The organism is Pseudomonas sp. MWU16-30317, from assembly GCF_020515695.1.
Taxonomy (GTDB): Bacteria; Pseudomonadota; Gammaproteobacteria; order Pseudomonadales; family Pseudomonadaceae; genus Aquipseudomonas.
In genome coordinates this window covers 776,860-796,842 of record NZ_JAIWJA010000003.1, presented here as the reverse complement: position 1 = coordinate 796,842, position 19,983 = coordinate 776,860, and the positions used below count along the sequence as shown (strand labels likewise).

The 19,983-nt window shown below is 63.6% G+C and carries 17 protein-coding genes; 7 read left to right on the top strand and 10 right to left on the bottom strand.

Annotated elements, in window-relative coordinates; all coding sequences use genetic code 11:
• Positions 1-29 precede the first annotated feature (29 nt).
• Positions 30-2,207 (top strand): malate synthase G, encoded by a 2,178-nt coding sequence (locus tag LIX93_RS12540; protein ID WP_226504349.1) that lies wholly within the window; start codon positions 30-32, stop codon positions 2,205-2,207.
• 113 nt (positions 2,208-2,320) lie between these two features.
• Here LIX93_RS12540 and LIX93_RS12535 read toward each other — a convergent pair whose 3' ends face one another.
• The 4 genes from LIX93_RS12535 to LIX93_RS12520 are packed head-to-tail and all read right to left on the bottom strand — an operon-like array spanning position 2,321 to position 6,022.
• Complete coding sequence (locus LIX93_RS12535) at positions 2,321-2,719, bottom strand: PPC domain-containing DNA-binding protein (protein WP_226504348.1); 399 nt, start codon at positions 2,717-2,719, stop codon at positions 2,321-2,323.
• Positions 2,716-3,267, bottom strand: coding sequence for a hypothetical protein (locus tag LIX93_RS12530; RefSeq protein WP_226504347.1), 552 nt, complete (start codon positions 3,265-3,267; stop codon positions 2,716-2,718). The genes LIX93_RS12535 and LIX93_RS12530 overlap by 4 nt, the downstream gene beginning before the upstream one ends.
• Positions 3,267-4,856 carry an acyl-CoA synthetase gene (locus tag LIX93_RS12525; protein WP_226504346.1) on the bottom strand — a complete coding sequence of 530 codons (1,590 nt, stop codon included), beginning with the start codon at positions 4,854-4,856 and terminating at the stop codon, positions 3,267-3,269. Before LIX93_RS12525 ends, LIX93_RS12530 begins: the two co-directional genes overlap by 1 nt.
• Positions 4,853-6,022 carry an acetyl-CoA acetyltransferase gene (locus tag LIX93_RS12520; RefSeq protein WP_226504345.1) on the bottom strand — a complete coding sequence of 390 codons (1,170 nt, stop codon included), beginning with the start codon at positions 6,020-6,022 and terminating at the stop codon, positions 4,853-4,855. The genes LIX93_RS12525 and LIX93_RS12520 overlap by 4 nt, the downstream gene beginning before the upstream one ends.
• Positions 6,023-6,412: 390 nt before the next feature.
• Between LIX93_RS12520 and LIX93_RS12515 the strand changes: the two genes are divergently transcribed.
• The 3 genes from LIX93_RS12515 to LIX93_RS12505 all read left to right on the top strand — a co-directional run bounded on the left by LIX93_RS12515 (position 6,413) and on the right by LIX93_RS12505 (position 10,288).
• Positions 6,413-7,453, top strand: coding sequence for a TRAP transporter substrate-binding protein (locus LIX93_RS12515; protein ID WP_226504344.1), 1,041 nt, complete (start codon positions 6,413-6,415; stop codon positions 7,451-7,453).
• The gene (locus LIX93_RS12510) at positions 7,450-9,330 is read left to right on the top strand and encodes a TRAP transporter large permease subunit (protein WP_226504343.1); all 1,881 of its coding nucleotides are present in this window, start codon (positions 7,450-7,452) and stop codon (positions 9,328-9,330) included. The genes LIX93_RS12515 and LIX93_RS12510 overlap by 4 nt, the downstream gene beginning before the upstream one ends.
• Positions 9,331-9,499: 169 nt before the next feature.
• Positions 9,500-10,288, top strand: coding sequence for a 3-oxoacyl-ACP reductase family protein (locus LIX93_RS12505; RefSeq protein WP_226504342.1), 789 nt, complete (start codon positions 9,500-9,502; stop codon positions 10,286-10,288).
• Positions 10,289-10,454: 166 nt separating this feature from the next.
• Here the strand turns inward: LIX93_RS12505 and LIX93_RS12500 are convergent, their stop codons facing one another.
• Positions 10,455-11,366, bottom strand: a complete 912-nt coding sequence (locus tag LIX93_RS12500) for a LysR family transcriptional regulator (RefSeq protein WP_226504341.1) — start codon at positions 11,364-11,366, stop codon at positions 10,455-10,457.
• A gap of 158 nt (positions 11,367-11,524) precedes the next feature.
• Between LIX93_RS12500 and LIX93_RS29565 the strand changes: the two genes are divergently transcribed.
• Positions 11,525-12,652: a sigma 54-interacting transcriptional regulator gene (locus LIX93_RS29565; protein WP_260524747.1), complete on the top strand. Its 1,128-nt coding sequence runs from the start codon at positions 11,525-11,527 to the stop codon at positions 12,650-12,652.
• Between the two features lie 174 nt (positions 12,653-12,826).
• Here LIX93_RS29565 and LIX93_RS12485 read toward each other — a convergent pair whose 3' ends face one another.
• The 5 genes from LIX93_RS12485 to LIX93_RS12465 form a co-directional block, all read right to left on the bottom strand.
• On the bottom strand, positions 12,827-13,765 hold the full coding sequence (locus LIX93_RS12485; protein WP_226504340.1) for an AEC family transporter: 939 nt from the start codon (positions 13,763-13,765) through the stop codon (positions 12,827-12,829).
• 372 nt (positions 13,766-14,137) lie between these two features.
• Positions 14,138-14,935: an SDR family oxidoreductase gene (locus tag LIX93_RS12480; protein WP_226504339.1), complete on the bottom strand. Its 798-nt coding sequence runs from the start codon at positions 14,933-14,935 to the stop codon at positions 14,138-14,140.
• Entirely contained in the window at positions 14,935-15,723 is a 789-nt protein-coding gene (locus tag LIX93_RS12475) for a phytanoyl-CoA dioxygenase family protein (RefSeq protein ID WP_226504338.1), read from the bottom strand. Before LIX93_RS12475 ends, LIX93_RS12480 begins: the two co-directional genes overlap by 1 nt.
• 30 nt (positions 15,724-15,753) lie before the next feature.
• Complete coding sequence (locus LIX93_RS12470; protein WP_226504337.1) at positions 15,754-16,452, bottom strand: GntR family transcriptional regulator; 699 nt, start codon at positions 16,450-16,452, stop codon at positions 15,754-15,756.
• 208 nt (positions 16,453-16,660) lie between these two features.
• Positions 16,661-17,104, bottom strand: coding sequence for a response regulator (locus tag LIX93_RS12465; protein WP_226504466.1), 444 nt, complete (start codon positions 17,102-17,104; stop codon positions 16,661-16,663).
• A 218-nt stretch (positions 17,105-17,322) separates the two neighbouring features.
• On the opposite strand from LIX93_RS12465, the gene LIX93_RS12460 reads away from it, so the two are divergent.
• Both LIX93_RS12460 and LIX93_RS12455 read left to right on the top strand, forming a co-directional pair.
• Positions 17,323-19,263, top strand: coding sequence for a DUF294 nucleotidyltransferase-like domain-containing protein (locus LIX93_RS12460; protein ID WP_226504336.1), 1,941 nt, complete (start codon positions 17,323-17,325; stop codon positions 19,261-19,263).
• The gene (locus tag LIX93_RS12455) at positions 19,260-19,979 is read left to right on the top strand and encodes a 3'-5' exonuclease (protein WP_226504335.1); all 720 of its coding nucleotides are present in this window, start codon (positions 19,260-19,262) and stop codon (positions 19,977-19,979) included. Before LIX93_RS12460 ends, LIX93_RS12455 begins: the two co-directional genes overlap by 4 nt.
• Positions 19,980-19,983: the final 4 nt, after the last annotated feature.

The window sequence follows — 19,983 nt, the reverse complement described above, 5'->3', positions numbered from 1 at the left end:
GGCGCACGCCGCGCAGAGTGAGGCAAGCAATGACTGAACACGTTCAAGTCGGTGGCCTTAAGGTCGCCAAGGTCCTGCTGGATTTCGTCAACGAAGAAGCCATCCCCGGCACCGGCCTCAGTGCCAACGACTTCTGGTCCGGCGTCGAAAGCATCATCAACGACCTCGCTCCCAAAAACCGCACCATGCTGGGCAAGCGCGACACCCTGCAAGGCCAGATCGATGGCTGGCACAAGGCGCGCCAGGGCCAGCCTCACGATGCCTTCGCCTACAAGGTGTTCCTCAAGGAAATCGGCTACCTGCTGCCGCCTGCCGATGACTTCCAGGCGACCACCGAACACGTCGACGACGAAATCGCCCGCATGGCCGGCCCGCAGCTCGTCGTGCCGGTGATGAACGCACGCTTCGCCCTCAACGCCTCCAATGCCCGCTGGGGCTCGCTGTACGATGCGCTGTATGGCACCGACGCCATCAGCGAAGCCAATGGTGCTACCAAAGGCCCGGGCTACAACAAGGTCCGCGGCGACAAGGTCATCGCCTTCGCCCGCGCCTTCCTCGACGAAGCCGCGCCCCTGGGTGCGGGCTCGCACGTCGACGCCACGGCCTACAAGATCCTCGATGGCAAGCTGGTGATCAGCCTCAAGGGCGGCTCCAACACGGGCCTGGCCGACGACAAGCAGTTCATCGGTTTCCATGGCGAGGCCAGCGCACCCACCGCGGTGCTGCTCAAGCACAACGGCCTGCACTTCGAAATCCAGATCGACGCCAGCAGCCCGGTCGGCCAGACCGACGCCGCCGGGGTCAAGGACGTGCTCATGGAAGCCGCCCTGACCACCATCATGGACTGCGAAGACTCGGTCGCCGCCGTCGATGCCGACGACAAGGTGGTCATCTACCGCAACTGGCTGGGCCTGATGAAGGGCGACCTCAGCGAAGACGTCACCAAGGGCGGCAGCACCTTCACCCGCACCATGAACCCCGACCGGCGCTACAAAACCGTCTACGGCGGTGAAGTCATTCTGCCGGGCCGCTCGCTGCTGTTCATCCGCAATGTCGGCCACCTGATGACCATCGACGCGATCCTCGACAGCAAAGGCCATGAAGTCCCCGAGGGCATCCTCGACGGCATCATCACCAGCCTCGCGGCCATCCACGACCTCAATGGCAAATCGCTGCGCAGCAACAGCCGCACCGGCTCGGTGTACATCGTCAAACCGAAGATGCACGGCCCTGAAGAAGCCGCCTTCACCAACACCCTGTTCGAGCGCATCGAAGAGGTGCTGCACCTCAAGCGCAACACCCTCAAGGTCGGCATCATGGACGAGGAGCGCCGTACCACGGTCAACCTCAAGGCCTGTATCCGTGCAGCGCGTGAGCGGGTGGTCTTCATCAATACCGGCTTCCTCGACCGCACCGGTGACGAGATCCACACCTCCATGGAGGCTGGCGCGGTAGTGCGCAAGGCCGCCATGAAAGCCGAGAAATGGATCGCCGCCTACGAGAACAACAACGTCGATGTCGGCCTGAGCACTGGCCTGCAAGGCCGCGCGCAGATCGGCAAAGGCATGTGGGCCATGCCGGACCTGATGGCGGGCATGCTCGAACAGAAAATCACCCACCCGCTGTCCGGCGCCAACACCGCCTGGGTGCCCTCGCCAACCGCTGCGGCGCTGCATGCCTTGCACTATCACAAGGTCGATGTGTTCGCCCGCCAGGCCGAGTTGAAAAGCCGTACCCCGGCCTCGGTGGACGACATTCTGACCCTGCCGCTCGCGCCGAACACCGACTGGAGCGCCGAGGAAATCCAGAACGAACTGGACAACAATTCCCAGGGCATTCTCGGTTACGTGGTGCGTTGGATCGACCAAGGCGTGGGCTGCTCCAAGGTGCCGGACATCAACGACATCGGCCTCATGGAAGACCGCGCCACGCTGCGGATTTCAAGCCAGCTACTGGCCAACTGGTTGCGCCACGGCGTGGCCAGCGAAGCGCAGATCGTCGAGAGCCTCAAGCGCATGGCGCCGGTGGTCGATCGGCAGAACGCCAACGACCCGCTGTACCGGCCGCTGGCACCGGACTTCGATACCAACATCGCTTTCCAGGCGGCGCTGGAGTTAGTGATCGAAGGTGCCAAGCAACCTAATGGCTACACCGAGCCGGTGTTGCATCGTCGCCGTCGCGAGTTCAAGGCGCGGCAGTTGCAGTAAGTATTGCCGCGAGACAGCTCCCACAGGCGTACGACGCTGCGCATGTACACACTGTGGGAGCAAAGCTTGCTCGCGAAAGCGCCAGTCGCATCACCGACGAGTTGAAGCCGGACTCAATCCGGCAACCACTCCTGCAACGTCAGCTCGATGGTGATGAACGACAAGTTGTGCCCGCGCTCCATCCGCCCGGCATAGAGCTTGCCATCGGCATCCGCCACCACCGCCTGTAACTGCGTCTCCCCGGCGCGCACCTCGCCGCTGATGCTCAGAATCTCCACGCCCGGCCCGGCGACCTCAATGGTCTTCATGCCGCTGCGCCCCAGATACTGCAAGCGCGCATCGATCAAACTGCCCAGCCCGCCACGCACCACCGCCGTGTGGATGCCATGGGCCGCGCACAGCGCCTCGGCGCTTTCGACCAGGTCCTCGTTAGGCTTCAACCGCGCCACCACCAAACGCCCGAGCTTGCCGCTCTGTACCGACGATTCCTGCTCCAAGATCACTGCACTCATGACGCCTCCTGAACCACCGGGTGGAGCAAGTTGAAATGGGTTTCGTCGTCGGGCTGCTGCTGGTACGCCACCTGATCGAACAGGCACAGACGAATGATCAGCGGCTCGCTGCCCACCACCAGCTTGTCGAGCACCAGGTGCCCGCCATGTTGATTGCCTTCGCGGTCGATAAACCCCGCATGGCAGTGCAGCAGCGGCTTGCCCGCCGGATCACGGCCGACCGTCAGCGCCCCGCTGATAAAAGTGATGTAGCCATCCAGCACCACGGGCGCGCCGTAATCGAATGGCCGCGCCACCGAGCCGGTCTCGACCATGCGGTGGTAGCTGAGGTGGGACGCGCCACCGCACAGTATCCTGCCGACGGCACTGCTGAAGCGCCGCCCCGACAGAATCCGAATCAGCTCCGGCCCAACCGCCGTCGCCAACGGCAGCACGATGCGCAGTTCCTCGCTGTGCGGCACTTCGCAATCGAGCACCCGCGGCAGTTGTTGTGCGCCTTCATGATGAAAGGTCCGGACATCGCCACGCTGAGTGAAATGCGGGGTCATTACGCTAGCTCCTTGCGCTCTTCGAGGAGCACGCGAATGTTCTTCTTGACGATCTTGCCGTAGCCCGACTTGGGCATCTCGGTCCAACGCACAAACTGCTTGGGCCACTTGTAGCGGGCGATGCGCGGCTCCAGATGGGCCAACAACTCGGCGTCGCTGACCTCACCAGTGGTAACGATCACCGCGCAACCACACTCGCCCCACTTCTCGTCGGGCAAACCGAGCACGGCCACTTCATTGACCGCCGGGTGGGTGAGCAACGCCTCTTCGATCTCGCGCGGATAAACGTTGGAGCCCCCCGAGATGTACATGTCGGACGCGCGCCCGGTGATGTACAAAAAGCCCTCCTCGTCGAGGTGACCGAGGTCGCCGGTGTGGAACCAGCCGTGCTTGAAGGTCTTCTCGTTGGCTTCGGGATTGTTGTAATAACCGCTGAACACCGCCGGCCCGCGCACGCAGATCTCGCCGTCAAGGCCCTGCTCGAGCGGCTGGCCATCGTCATCGAGAATCGCCACCTGCATACCGGTGCGCGGGAAGCCACAGGTGCCGATACGGGCGCCAGGCACGTCTTCGGCCTCGTGGAATTCCGGCGGCAGCACGGTGATGTTGCCGGTCACCTCGCCCAGGCCGTAGTACTGCACCAGCACCTTGCCCAGTTTGTGCAGGGCGCGGCGCTGATCGGCGCGGTACATCGGCGCGCCGGCATAGATCACGTATTTGAGGCTGCTGTGATCGTAGTGGTCGACCTCCGGGCACTCGGTGAGCATCTTGACGATGGTCGGCACGGTGAACAGGTTGTCGATGCGGTGCTCCTGCACCAGGCGCCAGGCCTCGTCGCAGTCGAGCTTCTCGCCCGCCGGCAGGACACTGGCGGCGCCGCGGGCGACGTTCACCAGCGCGTGAATCCCGGCACCATGGGACAACGGCGCGACCACCAGCGAGCGCGAGTGATGGTTAAGACCCGGCATCAAGTCAGCGATGTGGTTGGTGATGACGAACGCCATCTGCCCGTGGGTAAGGATGCCGGCCTTGGGGTAGCCCGTGGTGCCCGAGGTATAGAAGAACCACAGCGGGTCGTGATAGGTGACCTCGGCCGGCCGGAATGCCGCACGCAGGCTGGCACCCTCCTCCAGCAGGCCGTCGTAGCTGAGCTCGCCAGCCTGTGGCTGACCGATGGCGATCACCTGCTGCAAGACCGGCGAAGCGGCTTGCACGGCCGCCACGTAGTGCTCGAAGCCCTCGTCATAGAGCATCGCCACCGCACCGCTGGAACTGCCCAGATAGGCGGCCTCTGGCGGCGTGATGCGCACGTTGGTGGGCACCCACACCACACCGAGGCGGAACGCCACCCAGGCACTTTCGAACAGCGCCAGGTTGTTGCGCGAATGCACCAGCAACTTGTCGCCCTTCACTAGCCCGCGAGCGCGCAAGGCCGCCGCGACGCAGTCGACCCGCTCGGCGATCCGCGACCACGACACTTGCTGGTCACCGCGAATGAACCCCGGCGCATCGGGAAAACGCCGGGCCACTTGCGCCAGCAATTCGCCCAGGTTCATGACGTTATCGATACCCGTATTGAGCGCGCTCACTTGATCGACTCCAGGATGCTGACGTAGTTGGTCACGGCCGCACCGCCCATGTTGAACACCCCGGCGCGGTCGGCCGTCGGCAATTGCATGTCGCCGGCCTGACCAGTGAGCTGCATGGCCGCCATTACGTGCATCGACACCCCGGTAGCGCCAATCGGATGACCTTTGGATTTGAGCCCGCCCGACGGATTGATCGGCAAGCGCCCGTCCTTGCGGCTGATGCCTTCCTGAATCACCCGTGCGCCTTGGCCTCGCTCGGCCAGGCCCATGGCCTCGTATTCCAGCAGCTCGGCGATGGTGAAGCAGTCGTGGGTCTCGACCAGCGACAGGTCACCAAGGCTCAACTGCGCTTCCTGCAGGGCCTTCTGCCAGGCCCGCGAGGCACCCTCGAACCAGGTCGGATCGCGGCGCGACAGCGGCATGTAGTCGTTGACCTGCACCGCCGCCCTGAAGCGAATCGCCTGGGGCCGATCACCCGCGAGGTCTTCGCGGCTGATCACCAGCGCTGCGGCGCCATCGGTGATCAACGAACAATCGGTGCGCTTGAGCGGCCCGGCCACGAAGGGGTTTTTCTCAGAGGGCGTGCGGCAGAAGTCATAGCCGAAATCACGGCGCATATGGGCGAACGGGTTCAAGGCGCCATTGGCGTGGTTCTTCGCCGCAATCATCGCCAGGGCATCGGACTGGTCGCCATAGCGGTCGAAATAATCCTGCGCGATCACCCCGAACACCCCGGCGAAACCGCCTTCGATATCGGCCTCCTCGCGGGTGTAGCAGCACTTGAGCAAAATCTCGCCGACCTCGGCGGTGGGCAGCGTGTTCATCTTCTCGAAGCCCACCACCAAAGCATGTCTGGCCTGGCCGCTGAGCACCGATTGCAGCGCCGAGTGGATCGCCGCCGAGCCGGTGGAGCAGGCGTTCTCGACCCGCACCGCCGGGGTGAAGCGCAACGCCGGAATATGATTGGCAAGCAGCGTCGAGGGGAAATCCTGATAGAGGAATCCGGCGTTGAAATGACCGACGTGCACCGAGTCGATCTGCTCGGCATCGAGGCCGGCATGTTGCAGCGCGGCGATGGCAGCATCGGCCATCATCTGCTCGGGGTCGAGTTGATCGAACTTGCCGAACGGCGAGTGATACCAGCCGGTGATAACAGGCGAATGCATGAGGTGGGCCCCTTGTTAGAGTTGTTGCAAGGGCGATAGCAAGACCGGTGCCAAGCCGCTCGGGCGGGCCTCGGGGCCGATGGCACGGGGGTTACAGCAGTGTCACCGGCGATGGGGGTGACACCTGAATGTGTCTCCCTGGACGCCTGGGCGGTGACACTCCGGGAGACACCTGTCGCCTTGTGCTCGTCGCCTGGTTCACAGACACAAGCAGCAACAAATTTGAAAACCCATTGATTAACAGTCAGTTAGTCACCGAAAGGGCAGATCGTCGATAACAGGCCACTGGCCATGCCGACGCTGGCACCTGATTTGCTATAACCCATTACCTGGATCGTGCAGCCGCGATCAGTCGACAACTACAACAACAAAAACAATGGAGAGTCCCACATGGCAGATTTCTCGCGCCGCAGCTTCCTCAAGACCGCCTCTCTCGCCTCGGCGGCCGCAGCGGCAGGAAGCCTCGGGCTGTACAGCTCGAGCAGCCTTGGCGCCGATGTCATCACCCTCAAGTACGCCAACAACCTGCCCCTGACCCACCCCATGAACGTGCAGGCGCGCAAGATGGCCAAGGCCATCAAGGAAGAAACCGACGGCCAGGTGATTCTCCAGGTGTTCCCCAGCAGCCAACTGGGCAGCGATACCGACACCCTCGCGCAAGTACGTTCCGGCGCAGTCGATCTGTTCTCGCTGTCGCCAGTCATCCTCGGCACCTTGGTGCCCGCCGTGCAGATCAGCGCCATCGGCTTTGCCTTCAAGGACTACGACACCGTTTGGAAAGCCATGGACGGTGATCTGGGCGCCCACGTGCGCGCACAGATCGCCAAGGCCGACGATGGCAAGCTGTTCGCCTTCGAAAAAATGTGGGACAACGGCTACCGCGTGACCACCACCAGTACCCGGCCGGTGGCCACCCCCGACGCGCTGAAGGACATGAAGCTGCGCGTGCCGCCGAGTCCGATCCTTACCTCGATCTTCAAGGCGTTCGACGCCGCGCCGACCGCCATCAACTTCGCCGAGGTGTATTCGGCCCTGCAGACGCGGGTCGTCGAAGGTCAGGAAAACCCCTTGACCCTGGTGGACTCGGCCAAGCTCTACGAAGTGCAAAAATACTGCTCGTTGACCAACCACGTGTGGGACGGCTTCTGGATGCTCGGCAACAAGACCAACTTCTCCAAGCTTTCGGCCGAGCAACAGGCGATCGTCACCAAGCACATCAATGCCGGCATCCTCGCCCAGCGCGAAGACCTGGCCAAGTTGCAAGGCAGCATCCGCGACACCCTCAAGGGCAAGGGCCTGGAAATCGTCGAAGCGCCACCTGAGCCGTTCCGCGCCAAGCTGGCCTCGACCAGCTACTACGCCGACTGGAAAAAGACCTTCGGTGACGACGCCTGGGCGATTCTCGAGAAGTACGCCGGGAAGCTGGCATGAACACCCACGTCGCTTCGGCCTCCGTTGCTTCATCGCGCCTGCCGGCCCGGGTGCTGATCTGCCTTAACCGCTGGGCAATGCGCATCGTCGGCCTGTTGGCCGTGGTGCTGATGGTGGTTGAAACCGGTGTGCTGCTGGCGGGGGTGATCTCGCGCTACCTGCTGCACAGCCCGTTGATGTGGTCGGATGAACTCGCCTCATCGCTGTTCATCTGGCTGGCGATGTTCGGCGCGGTGCTGGCGCTGGACCGCGGTGAGCACATGCGCATGTCGGCCATCGTCAATAAGCTGCCGGCCAACTGGCGGGCCTTCAGCGAGACGCTGTCGGCGATGATCGTGTGCATTTTCGTGGCGATGATCATCACCCCGGCCATGCATCACGCCACTGAACAGATGGTCATCACCACACCGGCCCTGGGTATTCCCGACGGCCTGCGGGCGGCGGCCTTGCCGGTGGGCGCAGTGTTGATGTTGCTGGCGGCGGTGGCGCGTATGGCGCGCTGTACCACAGTGCGCCAGTTCGGCGCTGGCCTGCTGCTGATTGCCGCCGTCGCTGGCGGTTTGTGGTTGGCCCAGCCGTTGCTCGGGCAGATCGGCAACTTCAACCTGGTAGTGTTTTTCATGGTGCTGCTGGGCGCCTGTGTGTTCGGCGGCATCCCGATCGCCTTCGCCTTCGGCACCGCGACCATGGCGTACCTGGCGCTGGTCACCCACGCGCCGATGTCGATCGTGGTCAGCCGCATGGACGAAGGCATGTCGCACATGGTGCTGCTGGCCGTGCCGCTGTTCGTGATGCTGGGGGTGGTGTTGCAGCTGTCGGGCATGGCCAAGACCCTGATCGACTTCATGGCCTCGTTGCTCGGCCACGTGCGCGGCGGCTTGCAGTACGTACTGCTGGGGGCGATGTTTCTGGTGTCGGGGATTTCCGGTTCCAAGGTTGCCGACATGGCAGCCGTCGCCCCGGCGCTGTTTCCGGAAATGAAAAAACGCGGCTCCAAGCCTGAAGAATTGGCGGCGCTGTTGGCGGCCACTGGCGCAATGACCGAGACCATCCCCCCGAGCCTGGTGCTGATCACCATTGGCGCGGTGTGCAGCGTGTCGATCACCGCCCTGTTCATCGGCGGGCTGATGCCGGCCGTGGTCGGCACCGTGGTCATCGCCCTGGTGTGCTGGTGGCGCTCACGCAACGAGGCCAAACCGGACGTCCAGCGCGCGCCCATGGGCACGGTGCTCAAGACCTTCTGCATCGCCTTGCCGGCCCTGGCCTTGCCGTTGCTGATCCGTATCGCCGTGCTCGAAGGCGCGGCCACGGCCACCGAGGTATCGACCATCGGCGTCGCCTATGTGGTAATGGTCGGCCTGGTGATGCACCTGTTCATGCGCCACATCGAATTCAAGCGCGTGTACCCGATGATGCTCGAAGCGGCGGCGTTGTCGGGATCGATCCTGTTGATCATCGGCATGGCCTCGGCCATGGCCTGGGCGCTGACCCAGTCGGGCTTTTCGGCCAACCTGGTGGACATCATCGCCGACCTGCCAGGCGGCAAGTTCACCTTCATGCTGGTGACCATCGTCACCTTCCTGATCCTCGGCAGCGTGCTGGAGGGCATCCCCGCCATCGTGCTGTTCGGGCCCTTGATGTTCCCGCTCGCGGAGATGCTCGGCATCCACCCGGTGCACTACGCCATGGTGGTAATCCTGGCCATGGGCATCGGCCTGTTCGCGCCGCCCCTGGGGGTGGGTTTCTATGCGGCCTGCGCGATCAGCAAGGTGAGCTCGGACAACGTCATCCGCAAGGTCTGGAGTTACCTGGCGGCGTTGATCGTCGCGCTGGTCATCGTGGCGTGCTTCCCGTGGATTTCCATCGGCTTTTTGTAGCCCGCATTGGCTGGCCTTTTTCGCAGGCGAGCCACCTCGCTACATGATTCACCGCTGACCCTGTAGCGAGGGGGCTTGCCCCCGACGACTTCGACACAGATTCCCGCAGCGCGGCGCGAGCCCCGACGGCATCGCTACGCCCTGAATAAATACAAAAGAGAGCAACCTCATGACTCAAGCAGCCCAGCAGTATCGTCAATCCGCCGTAGGCCGTGTCGCACTGGTGACCGGCGCCGCCATGGGCATCGGTGCTGCCATCGCCCAGCGTCTCGGCGAGGACGGTCACACCGTGGTGGTGGCCGATATCAACCTGGCCGCCGCCGAGGAAATGGTCGCCGGCCTGCGCGCCAACGGCATCGAAGCGCTGGCCATGGCCATCGACGTCGGCAACCCCGAGTCCATCGCCAGCGTCTTCGCCGACCTGGAGCGCAGCCACGGCCGCTGCGACGTGCTGGTCAACAACGCCGGCATCGCCAAGACCCTGCCCTTTATCGACTACCCGCTGGACAACTGGCAGCGCGTGCTCGACATCAACCTGACCGGCACCCTGCTGTGCGGGCAACACGCGGCGCGCCTGATGCGCAGCAACGGCTGGGGTCGGATCGTCAACGTCGCCTCCATCAGCGGCATGCGCGCCAGCGCCGGACGCACCGCGTATGGCACGTCGAAGGCAGCGGTGATCGGCCTGACCAAACAGATGGCGATCGAACTCGCGGAATACGGCATCACCGTCAACGGCATCGCTCCAGGCCCGGTGGATACGCCGCTGACCCAGGCGCTGCACTCGCCCGAGACGCGCGCTTCATATGCCCGCGCGGTGCCCTTGAAACGCTACGGCACGCCGGCAGAGATGGCAGGGGCGGTGGCGTTTTTGGCGTCGGATGATGCGTCGTATATCAGCGGGCATGTGATCCCGGTGGATGGGGGGTTTATGGCCTCTGGGATTCTGGAGATTTGATGGGGCGGTGAGGGCCTCTTCGCGGGCAAGCCTTGCTCCCACAAGCGTAGGACTCTAAAGCTGCTGTGGAGCAAGGCTTGCCCGCGAAGGGGCCATCCGCCCACCCCGCAAAACCACCTACCAATGCACAAAACCCCTCGCCACTGGGCCAGTCCCGCGGCCGCGATCACCCCTGCGCCGCGCGATTGACCTCCGCCTCCTGCCCCGCCAGCCGCGCGCTGTCGATAAACGAGCTGATGCACGGGTTATGGTTGTCGTGCTTCCACACCGCAACCACCTCGATCATCGGCGCGTTCTTCAGCGGCCGGAACGTCGTGGTCGCCAGGCGCATGTTGCGCATCGAGCGCGGCACGATGGCGATGCCCATGCCCTCGCCCACCAGATTGACGATGGTCTGCTGCATGTTGATTTCCATGGCGACCGTCGGCGTGACGCCATGTTGCAGGCAGTAATTGACGATCATATCGTGCAGCGCCGGCGCGATGTGCCGGGGCACGATGATGAACGGCTCGCCGGCCAATTGCATCGGCTCCACCACGTCGTAATCAAGCAGGGCGTGCCCCGGCGGCAGTACCAGCATCATCTCCTCGCTGTACACACTGGCAGTCTCCAGCCCGGTGCAATCCTGAGGGCGATACATGATGGCGACGTCCTTCTGGCCGCTGCTGATGTCCGCCGCCAGGTCCATGGGCAGCGTTTCGGTCAGCTTGAGGGTGACCTGCGGGTACAACGCCGCATAGCGCCGTGTGATGGCCGGGGTGACGCTGTAGGCTGTGGACATCATGAAGCCCACCGACAATTCACCGGCCTCGCCCCGTGCCGCCGCCAGGGCGTTGCGCTTGGCCTGCTCGAACGCCGCGAATACCGTGCCGGTGTCCAGATAGAAGCGCTGGCCGGCGTCAGTCAGCTCGACGCGGCGGCTGGAGCGATCGAACAACTTGACCCCCAGCTCTTCCTCCAGCAGCGCGATCTGCCGTGACAACGGCGGCTGGGAGATATGCAGACGCTGCGCCGCACGGCCGAAATGCAGGGTCTCGGCCAGGGTGCGGAAGTATTCGAGGTGGCGTAGCTCAATCATCATTGCTCCGGAAGGTATCAATGGCTGCCCGATTATGTATTGGAAAAGATCGGTGTGCCTACCTATTGTAGGAAGCGTAAGCCACCGAGCCCGTTGCGCCACAAGCGCGTCGACTCGCGATAGTCACGAGCTATATAAAAACAACAAGGTGACCGCTGATGTCTGCAAACCACGCTCTACCTACGCGTGCCGTACCCCCGTCCATCGTTTTAGCCGATTGTGATATTGCCAACGACCGCGATCCGCAAGTGCGCCAGGCCTTTCGCCGCGCGCTGCGCCTGATGGAGCGTGGTATCGCTGTATTGATCCAGGGCGAAACCGGCACCGGCAAGGAAGTCCTCGCCCGCGCCCTGCACCTGCACAATCAACAGACCCGCCGCGCCAATCTGGTGTCGCTCAATTGTGCCTCCATCCCTGAAACCCTGATCGAGAGCGAGCTGTTCGGCTACGCCCGCGGCGCGTTTTCCGGCGCCTTGCCGGGCGGCAAGAAGGGCAAGGTCCTGCAAGCCGACGGTGGCACGCTGTTCCTCGACGAGATCGGCGACATGCCATACGAGCAGCAGACCCGTCTGCTGCGGGTGATCGCCGAACGCGAGATCACCCCGCTGGGTGCCGAACAGTCGATTCCAGTGGACTTCGCGCTGATCTGCGCCACGCACCAGGACCTGTCCGCGCGGATCAAGGCCGGGGAATTTCGGGAAGATCTGTTCTATCGCATCGCCACCGGCGTTGTGCATCTACCGGCCCTGCGCGAGCGCACTGACCGCGCCGACCTGATTTGCAGCATGGTGGCGGCCGAGATGCCTGAGCGCGATCCGCGCCAGGCGATCGCCGATGACGTGTGGGGCGTGCTGATGAACCATCCGTGGCCCGGTAATCTGCGCCAGATGCGTGCGGTGATTCGGTATGCCTGCGCGGTGATGGAAGGGTCGCGGATTCAGCGGCATGATCTGCCGGAGGAGTTCGCTGGGGCTGCAGCGCTGCAGCCTGCTCCCGAGATCCGCACAGGCACTGCGCCTTATTCGGCGCCGAACACGCGGCCCCTCGCTACAGGGTTCGCCAACGTCACGCCGTTACGTCAGCGGGTGCCGGTGGACATGCGGGTGGACAAAAGCGCCGAGGAACGCCACAACGTGCTGCAGGTGCTCAAGCTGTGCCGCTGGAACATGACCGCCGCCGCGCGGGAGTTGGGGATCTGCCGACCGTCGCTGTACCGGATCTTGCGCCGGCTGGAGATTGCGCCGTTGAGGTCGCAGCTGGCGGAAGGCGAGGGATTGCTGTGTTGAACAAGCGGGCCCTTCGCGGGCAAGCCTTGCTCCCACAGCGCAAACCGGGCCTGAGCCGTACACCTGTGGGAGGACAGCTTGCTGGCGAAGGGGCCGGCACGGTTTGCCCGAACACATGGACTTGCCCCACAGGCGTTCGACTCTCGATCCGGCAAGCCTGCACACCCCAGGCATCTACACCGCAGGAATCATGGCCAGAATAATCGACACCGTCACCAGCGACAGCAGCGTCGAAATCAATATCGAGCGCGACATGGTGTTGGCCTCGCGCTCGAACAGTTCGGCCAGCATGAACGGCCCATTGCCGATCGGCAGGGCACTGAGCAGCAGCGCCGCCCACGCCCACATCGGCGGCATGTCGAACACCTTGAAGGCCAGCCAGGCGGTCAGCAACGGTTGCAGAATCAATTTGCACAGCACCAGCAAAAATACTGTTCTGGCGTCCCCCGGCTGCGGCTTGGACGCGGCCAGGAACAGACCGATCGACACCAGCGCGCAGGGCCCCGCCGCCGCCCCCAGAAACTGGAACAACTGCCGCAGGCCACTGGGCATCTGCCAGCCGCTGGCGGCCACCAGCGCACCGAAGAGCGGCGCCAGCATCACCGGGTTGCGCAGCAATGAGCCCCCCACCTTGAGCAGCGTGCGGCCCAGGTGTTTTTCGGCCTGGCGATAGCTCTCGATCATGATGATCGCTACGGCGAACAGCAGGCAGGCGGTCATCAAGGTGCCGATCACCGCCGGCGGCATGCTCTGATCGCCGAACGTCAGCAGGCATAACGGAATGCCCAGGAACCCGGAGTTGGGATAGGCCGCACCCAAGGCGTCGATGGTCGCATCGATGAAGTGCGCCCGGCTGCGCAGCCTTATCCACAAGGTGAGCCCAAATACCCCGGCCATGCCGAGGCCGAATGCAGCGATATAGCCGAGATTGAGGGACTGCACCGACGCCAGGCGTGACATCGACTCGAACAGCAGCGACGGCAGGCCCAGAAAGATCACGAAACGGTTCAGTTCACTGGAGGCGTTGGGCCCCAGGATATTGCGCTTGCGACAGAAGAAGCCGACGAAAATCAGGCCGAATACGGGGAAAGCGACGTTGAAGATGGCCAGCATCCAGGGGGGCTCCTTACTGCTGTGAATTTGATGTTGGTTGGACTGACGCCTTCGCGGGCAAGCCTTGCTCCCACAGAGTCGTACACCTGTGGGAGCAAGGCTTGCCCGCGAAAGCGCCCTCACTATCAATGAAGATCCATCAGGCACACTTGAGCATCAGCCCCCCATCCACCACCAGAAGCCGACGAAAATCAGGCCAAATACGGGGAAAGCGACGTTGAAGATGGCCAGCATCCAAGGGGTTCCTTACTACTGAGAATTTGATGTTGGTTGGACTGACGTCTTCGCGGGCAAGCCTTGCTCCCACAGAGTCGTACACCTGTGGGAGCAAGGCTTGCCCGCGAAAGCGCCCTCACTATCAATGAAGATCCATCAGGCACACTTGAGCATCAGCCCCCCATCCACCACCAGATTGATCCCGGTGATATACCGCGCCTGATCCGACGCTAAAAACAGCGCCGCATTGGCCACATCCCAGGCATCGCCCATAAAGCCCATCGGGCATTGCGAATGGCGGGTATCGAGCATGCTGTCGATATTGCCGCCGTAACTTGCGGTCAGCGACGCGCGCACCATCGGCGTGTCCATCAACCCGGGCGACACGCAATTGGCGCGAATTCCCGCCGCCGCATATTGCGCGGCGACATTCTGGGTCAGGGCAATCACCGCCGCCTTGGTCGCGGTATAGGCCACATAAGGAAAGCCCAGCCAACGCTGCGCCGCCACCGAGGCGATATTGACGATCACGCCGCTGCGCTGCTGCTCCATGACCGGCAAGGTGAACTTGCAGGTCAGGAACAAACTGGTCTGATTGACCGCCACCAGGCGATTCCAGCTCTCCTCGCTGGCCTCTACCGGGCCACCGGTTTCGGCGATGCCGACGTTGTTGTGCAGCACATCGATGCGGCCGAAATAGTCCATGGCCGCAGCCACCATGCACTGCACCTCGGCGCTGTGCGCGACATCGGTGGCATGGGCTTCGCACTGCCCGCCTTCCTCGCGGATCATCGCGCACGTCTGCTCGGCGCTGGCCAGATTGCGGTCCACCGCCAGCACCCGCGCGCCTTCACGGGCATACAGCAACGCGGCAGCGCGACCATTGCTCATGCCGTCGGCAATGGCCCCGGCGCCGGTGACGATCACGGTCTTGCCGTGCATGCGCGGGCTCATCAGGCCACCGCCTGGTCGAAACCGGCGAGGCAGTGATCGTCTAGCGTTTCGATCGGCGTGAAGTCGCGATGGGCGATAAAGTCCGGGCGCTTGAAGCGAGTGATGGCGTTGTCCACCGAGTTGGTGGTCACGTACAGGGTGTTGCGATCCCAAGGCGACAGATTTGGCGACGAGGCATGCACCAGCGTGCTCTGGAAAATCAGCACGGTACCCGCCCGACCTTTGGGCGCGACGATGCCGCCTTCGGCCACCAGCTCGGCGACCTTGGCGTTATCCAGCGTCCACAGCGGATAACTGGTGGTGCTGCGGTCGTGGCTGGCCTCGATGCGCCCGCGTTTGTGGGAGCGCGGAATGAACATCAGCGGGCCGTTGAATTCGTTGACCTCGTCGAGGAACACCGCGACGTTCATGGCCCGCGCCTCGGGCATGCCGTCGTCCTCGTGCCAGGTGCCGAAATCCTGGTGCCATTGCCACACGTCGCCGTTGAACGCGGCCTTGGCATTGACCTTGAACTGGTGCATGTACACGTCGCTGCCGAGCAATTGTCGCGCCGGATCGATGAGCCGGGGATGGCGGGCCACGCGGGCGAACACCTCGTCAAAGGTGTGGGCGGCGAACACGGTGCGCACGGCGCCGCTTTTTTCCTTGATCACCTCATCGCGATCGAGCTTGAACAAACGTGGCAGACGGGACTTCATCACGGCCGCCTCGTCCGGGCTGAACAGCCCTTCGAGGAGGATGTAGCCGTCGGTTTCATAAGCTTCGATTTGTTCTTGTGTCAGCTTCATGAGTGTCTCCAGGGAGTGTTGCGCAGGCCATCAGGCCTGCTTGCGTTTGGACGCGTGTTCCGAGCCCTCCAGAATCCGCGCCAGGTGTTCGGCTGCGCTTTCGGCATGCTGCTGGGCGAGGAACCCGGCACGGTCCTCGTCGCCAATGAGTACGGCTTGCAAGATGGCCTGGTGCTCGTCCCAGACGCTGTCGAAGGAGCGCACCTCGTGCTTGAGCACCGAGCTCATGGTGCGGCGGATATGCTGCCAGTGCAGCGCAGTGGTTTCGGCGATCATCGGATTGCCCGAGAGCTGGTAGAGCCACTGGTGGAAGGCCATGTCCAGGCGCAGCAGGGCGTTGAGGTCTTGCCCGGCGGCGGCCTGGCGCCCGGCGGCGATCAAGGCGTGCCCCTCGGCCTCGCAAGTTTCGGGGCCGAGATCGTACACCCGCCGTGCCGCGCCCCGGGCCGCCAGCGCGTCGAGGGCGGCCCGCACCTGATACAGCTGCACCAGCTTCTGCGGGTCCAGCGGGGTGATGATGACGCCCTTGCGCCCGGATTCTTCGATAAAGCCCTGGCGCTTGAGCAGTTGGAAAGCCTGCAGGATTGGCTGGCGCGACACGCCCAGTTGCTCGGCCAGACCTTCCTGAGTGACCCGCTCGTTGGGCTGCAGGGTGCCTTGGCAGATGGCATCGAGGATCGACTCGTAGACCTGCTCGACCAGTTGCGTTTGGGAAGGGATCTTGTGCATGGGCCAGTGCGCCTGTTTAGATACAGTGTTCTGTATACAGACTACAAAGCCACGGGACTCACGTCAAATGGATCTTGGTGATGGCTGACGGCCTCTTCGCGGGCAAGCCTTGCTCCCACGGAGGTACGCCGTTGGACCTGTTTACTCAGTGGGAGCAAGGCTTGCCCGCGAAGAGGCCAGTGAAATAAACATACCCATTGCAGACTGCCTACAACCCCAACTCCCGCCGCGCCAGCTTCACCAGCTTCAACGCGTCGATCGGCTTCAGCAAAAAATCCACTACGCTCAAATGCATGGCTGCGATCGCGTCCTTCACCCCGGCGTCGCCGGAAATGATGATGATCGGCAATGCCGCCCGCTCCGATTCGCGCACCTTGCGGATCAGCTCCAGGCCATTCATGGGCCCCATGCGCAGATCGGTGATGAGCAGGCCGATGGAGCGGTCGGTGATCAGTCGCAACGCCTCTTCGGCGCAGCCGGCGGTCACGCAGGCGATATCGTGGAGCTCGAGGATCTGCGCCATCAAGTCCCGCGAATCGGCATCGTCATCCACCACCAGTGCACGCAGCGGCGGCAGGCTCGGGGCGAGCATCGCTTCACTCAGGGCCTCGCGCTCGGCATCGCTCAGCAGCTCAGGATCGTGGTCGGTCATACGTCTCTCGGCAAACAGAAAGCCAAAGGTAACTGCATTGGTTTCAGACCCGCGCAATCTCAATCCGCCATCACCCTCTGTCGGATCGATGCGCTGGTGTTGCATGATGCGTAGGATCGTAGCGTTCTAGAAGCTTTTTTTTTAGACTGTCATCGTACAACTATAAAAAACGCCACCCGCTGGCGACCACTGCTCAAGCACCACAGGCGACCGCAGTCATGACCAAAGACGAAGAGGCCTTCAGCAAGGCCGGCAAGACCGCGGTGCAGCAGAACATCCATGGCACGCTGCAATTCCTCCAGCGCTTCTCGCCCTTCAACCAGATGGAACACGCGCACCTGGCCTATCTGGTGGAGCAGTGCCGACTGTGCTTTTATGCCGCCGAAGAGAGCATCATCAAGCCTGCCGATGGCCCGGTTGACTACTTCTATATCGTCAAGCAGGGCCGCGTGGTCGGCGAACGCCCGCACTCGGCCAGGCGCGGCACCGAGACCACCTTCGAAATCACCACCGGCGAATGCTTCCCGCTGGCCGCCCTGCTCGGCGAACGCGCGACCCGCACCGAGCACCTGGCCGCCGAAGATACCTTCTGCCTGCAGCTCAACAAGGCTGCGTTCGTCAAACTGTTCGCGCTGTCGAGCACCTTTCGCGACTTCGCCCTGCGCGGGGTCAGCAGCCTGCTCGATCAGGTCAACCAGCAGGTCCAGCGCCAGGCCGTGGAGACCCTCGGCACCCAGTATTCGCTCAACACCCGCCTGGGCGATCTGGCCATGCGGCACCCGGTCACCTGCGGCCCGCAGCTGCCCCTGCGCGATGCGGTGGCGCTGATGAACGAGCACCAGGTCGGCAGCATCGCGGTGATCGACGAGCTGCGCTTCCCGCGGGGCATTTTTACCCTGCGCGACCTGCGCCAGGTGGTGGCCGACGGCACGGGCGACTTCACCCAGCCGATCGCCGACTACATGATCCCCGAGCCGTTCTACCTGAGCCCGGAAGCCAGCGCCTTCGACGCGGCCATGGCCATGACCGAGCGGCATATCGCGCACATCTGCCTGGTTCGTGATCGGGTGCTGTGCGGTGTGATTTCCGAGCGCGACCTGTTCTCCCTGCAACGCGTCGACCTGGTGCACCTGTCGCGCACCATCCGCAACGCCACCCGGATCGAGGCGCTGGTGGCGATTCGCAGAGAGATCAGCCAACTGGTCGAGCGCATGCTGGCGTTCGGCGCCTCGTCGACCCAGATTACCCGCATCATCACCCAGCTCAACGACCACACCACCTGCCGGGTCATCGAACTCACGCTCGAAGAGATGGGCGATCCCGGCGTGCCGTTCACCTGGCTGTGTTTCGGCAGCGAAGCGCGGCGCGAGCAGACCCTGTACAGCGATCAGGACAACGGCATCCTCTTCGAGGCCCGGGACGATGCCGAGGCGGCGGCCTTTCGCACCTTGCTGCTGCCGGTGGCGCAGCAGATCAACCAGCGCCTGGCGCAGTGCGGCTTCGCCCTGTGCCGCGGCAACATCATGGCTGGCAACCCCGAGCTGTGCCTGTCGCGGGTCGAATGGGCGCGGCGCTTTGCCGGCTTCATCCGCGAGGCCACCCCGGAGCACTTGCTGAGTTCAAGCATCTATTTCGACCTGCGTTCGGTGTGGGGCGACGACACCGGTTGCGCGCGCCTGCGCCAAGGCATGCTCGATCAGGTGGCGGACAACAAGCTGTTCCAGCGCATGCTGGCCGAGACCGCCCTGCGCCTGCGCCCGCCGGTGGGGCGTTTCCGCGAGTTCGTGCTGGTGCGCCGCGGTGCCGATCGGGTCGCCACCCTGGATCTCAAGGCCGATGGCCTGACGCCCTTCGTCGAGGGTGCGCGCCTGTTGGCGCTGGCCCACGGCATCGACGCCAGCAACACCATGGAGCGCCTGCGCCAACTGGTGCTCAAGGAAGTCATCGATGCACTGGACGGCGCTGCCTTTGAAGAGGCCTATCAGTTCATCCAGCAAAGCCGCATGCAGCAGCACCAGCGTCAGGCCCGCGAGAACCGTCCGTACTCCAACCGCATGGACCCGGACAGCCTCAACGACCTCGACCGGCGCATCCTGCGCGAATCGCTGCGCCAGGCCAAGCGCCTGCAAAGCAGCCTGGCCCTGAGGTATCAGCTGTGAGTTTGCTGGCCCGCCTGCCCAGTTGGCTTCGTCGTGCGGCTCCCCTGTTGAGCGCCGAACAGCAAGCCCGCCTGCTGGCCTTACCCGCTCCGGCCGCACCGAGTGACCAGAGCCTGCGCCGCCAGCGTTGGGTGGTGGTCGATACCGAAACCACCGGCCTGAACCTGAGCCGCGATTGCCTATTGTCCATCGGCGCGGTGGTGATCGAGGATGGCGCCATCGACCTGGGTGCCGGCTTCGAGCGGACCTTGCAATACAGCAGCAACAAGACCGCCCCCAGCGTGTTGATCCATGGCCTGAGCCCCAGCGCGCTGGCCGCCGGCAGTGAGCCGAAAGAAGCGCTGCTGGAGTTTCTCGAGTTCGTCGGCGACAGCCCGCTGCTGGCCTTCCACGCCTGGTTCGACCAACACATGCTGGGCAAGGCTCTCAAGGAAAACCTCGGTTACAAATCCGCCCATCGCTGGCTCGACGTCGCGGACATCGCGCCCATGCTGTTTCCCGATCAGGTCGGGCGCCTGGCGGGCCTCGACAACTGGGTCGAGCACTTCGCCCTGCACGTCGAGGAGCGCCATCACGCCAGTGCCGATGCGTTGGTGACTGCCGAGCTGTGCATGATTCTGTTCAGCCACGCACGGCGCCAGGGCATCGACAGCCCCGTGCTGCTGGAAGATCGCCTGAACCAGTGGCGCCGGCATCAGCAGGCGCCGTCGGTGTGATCGA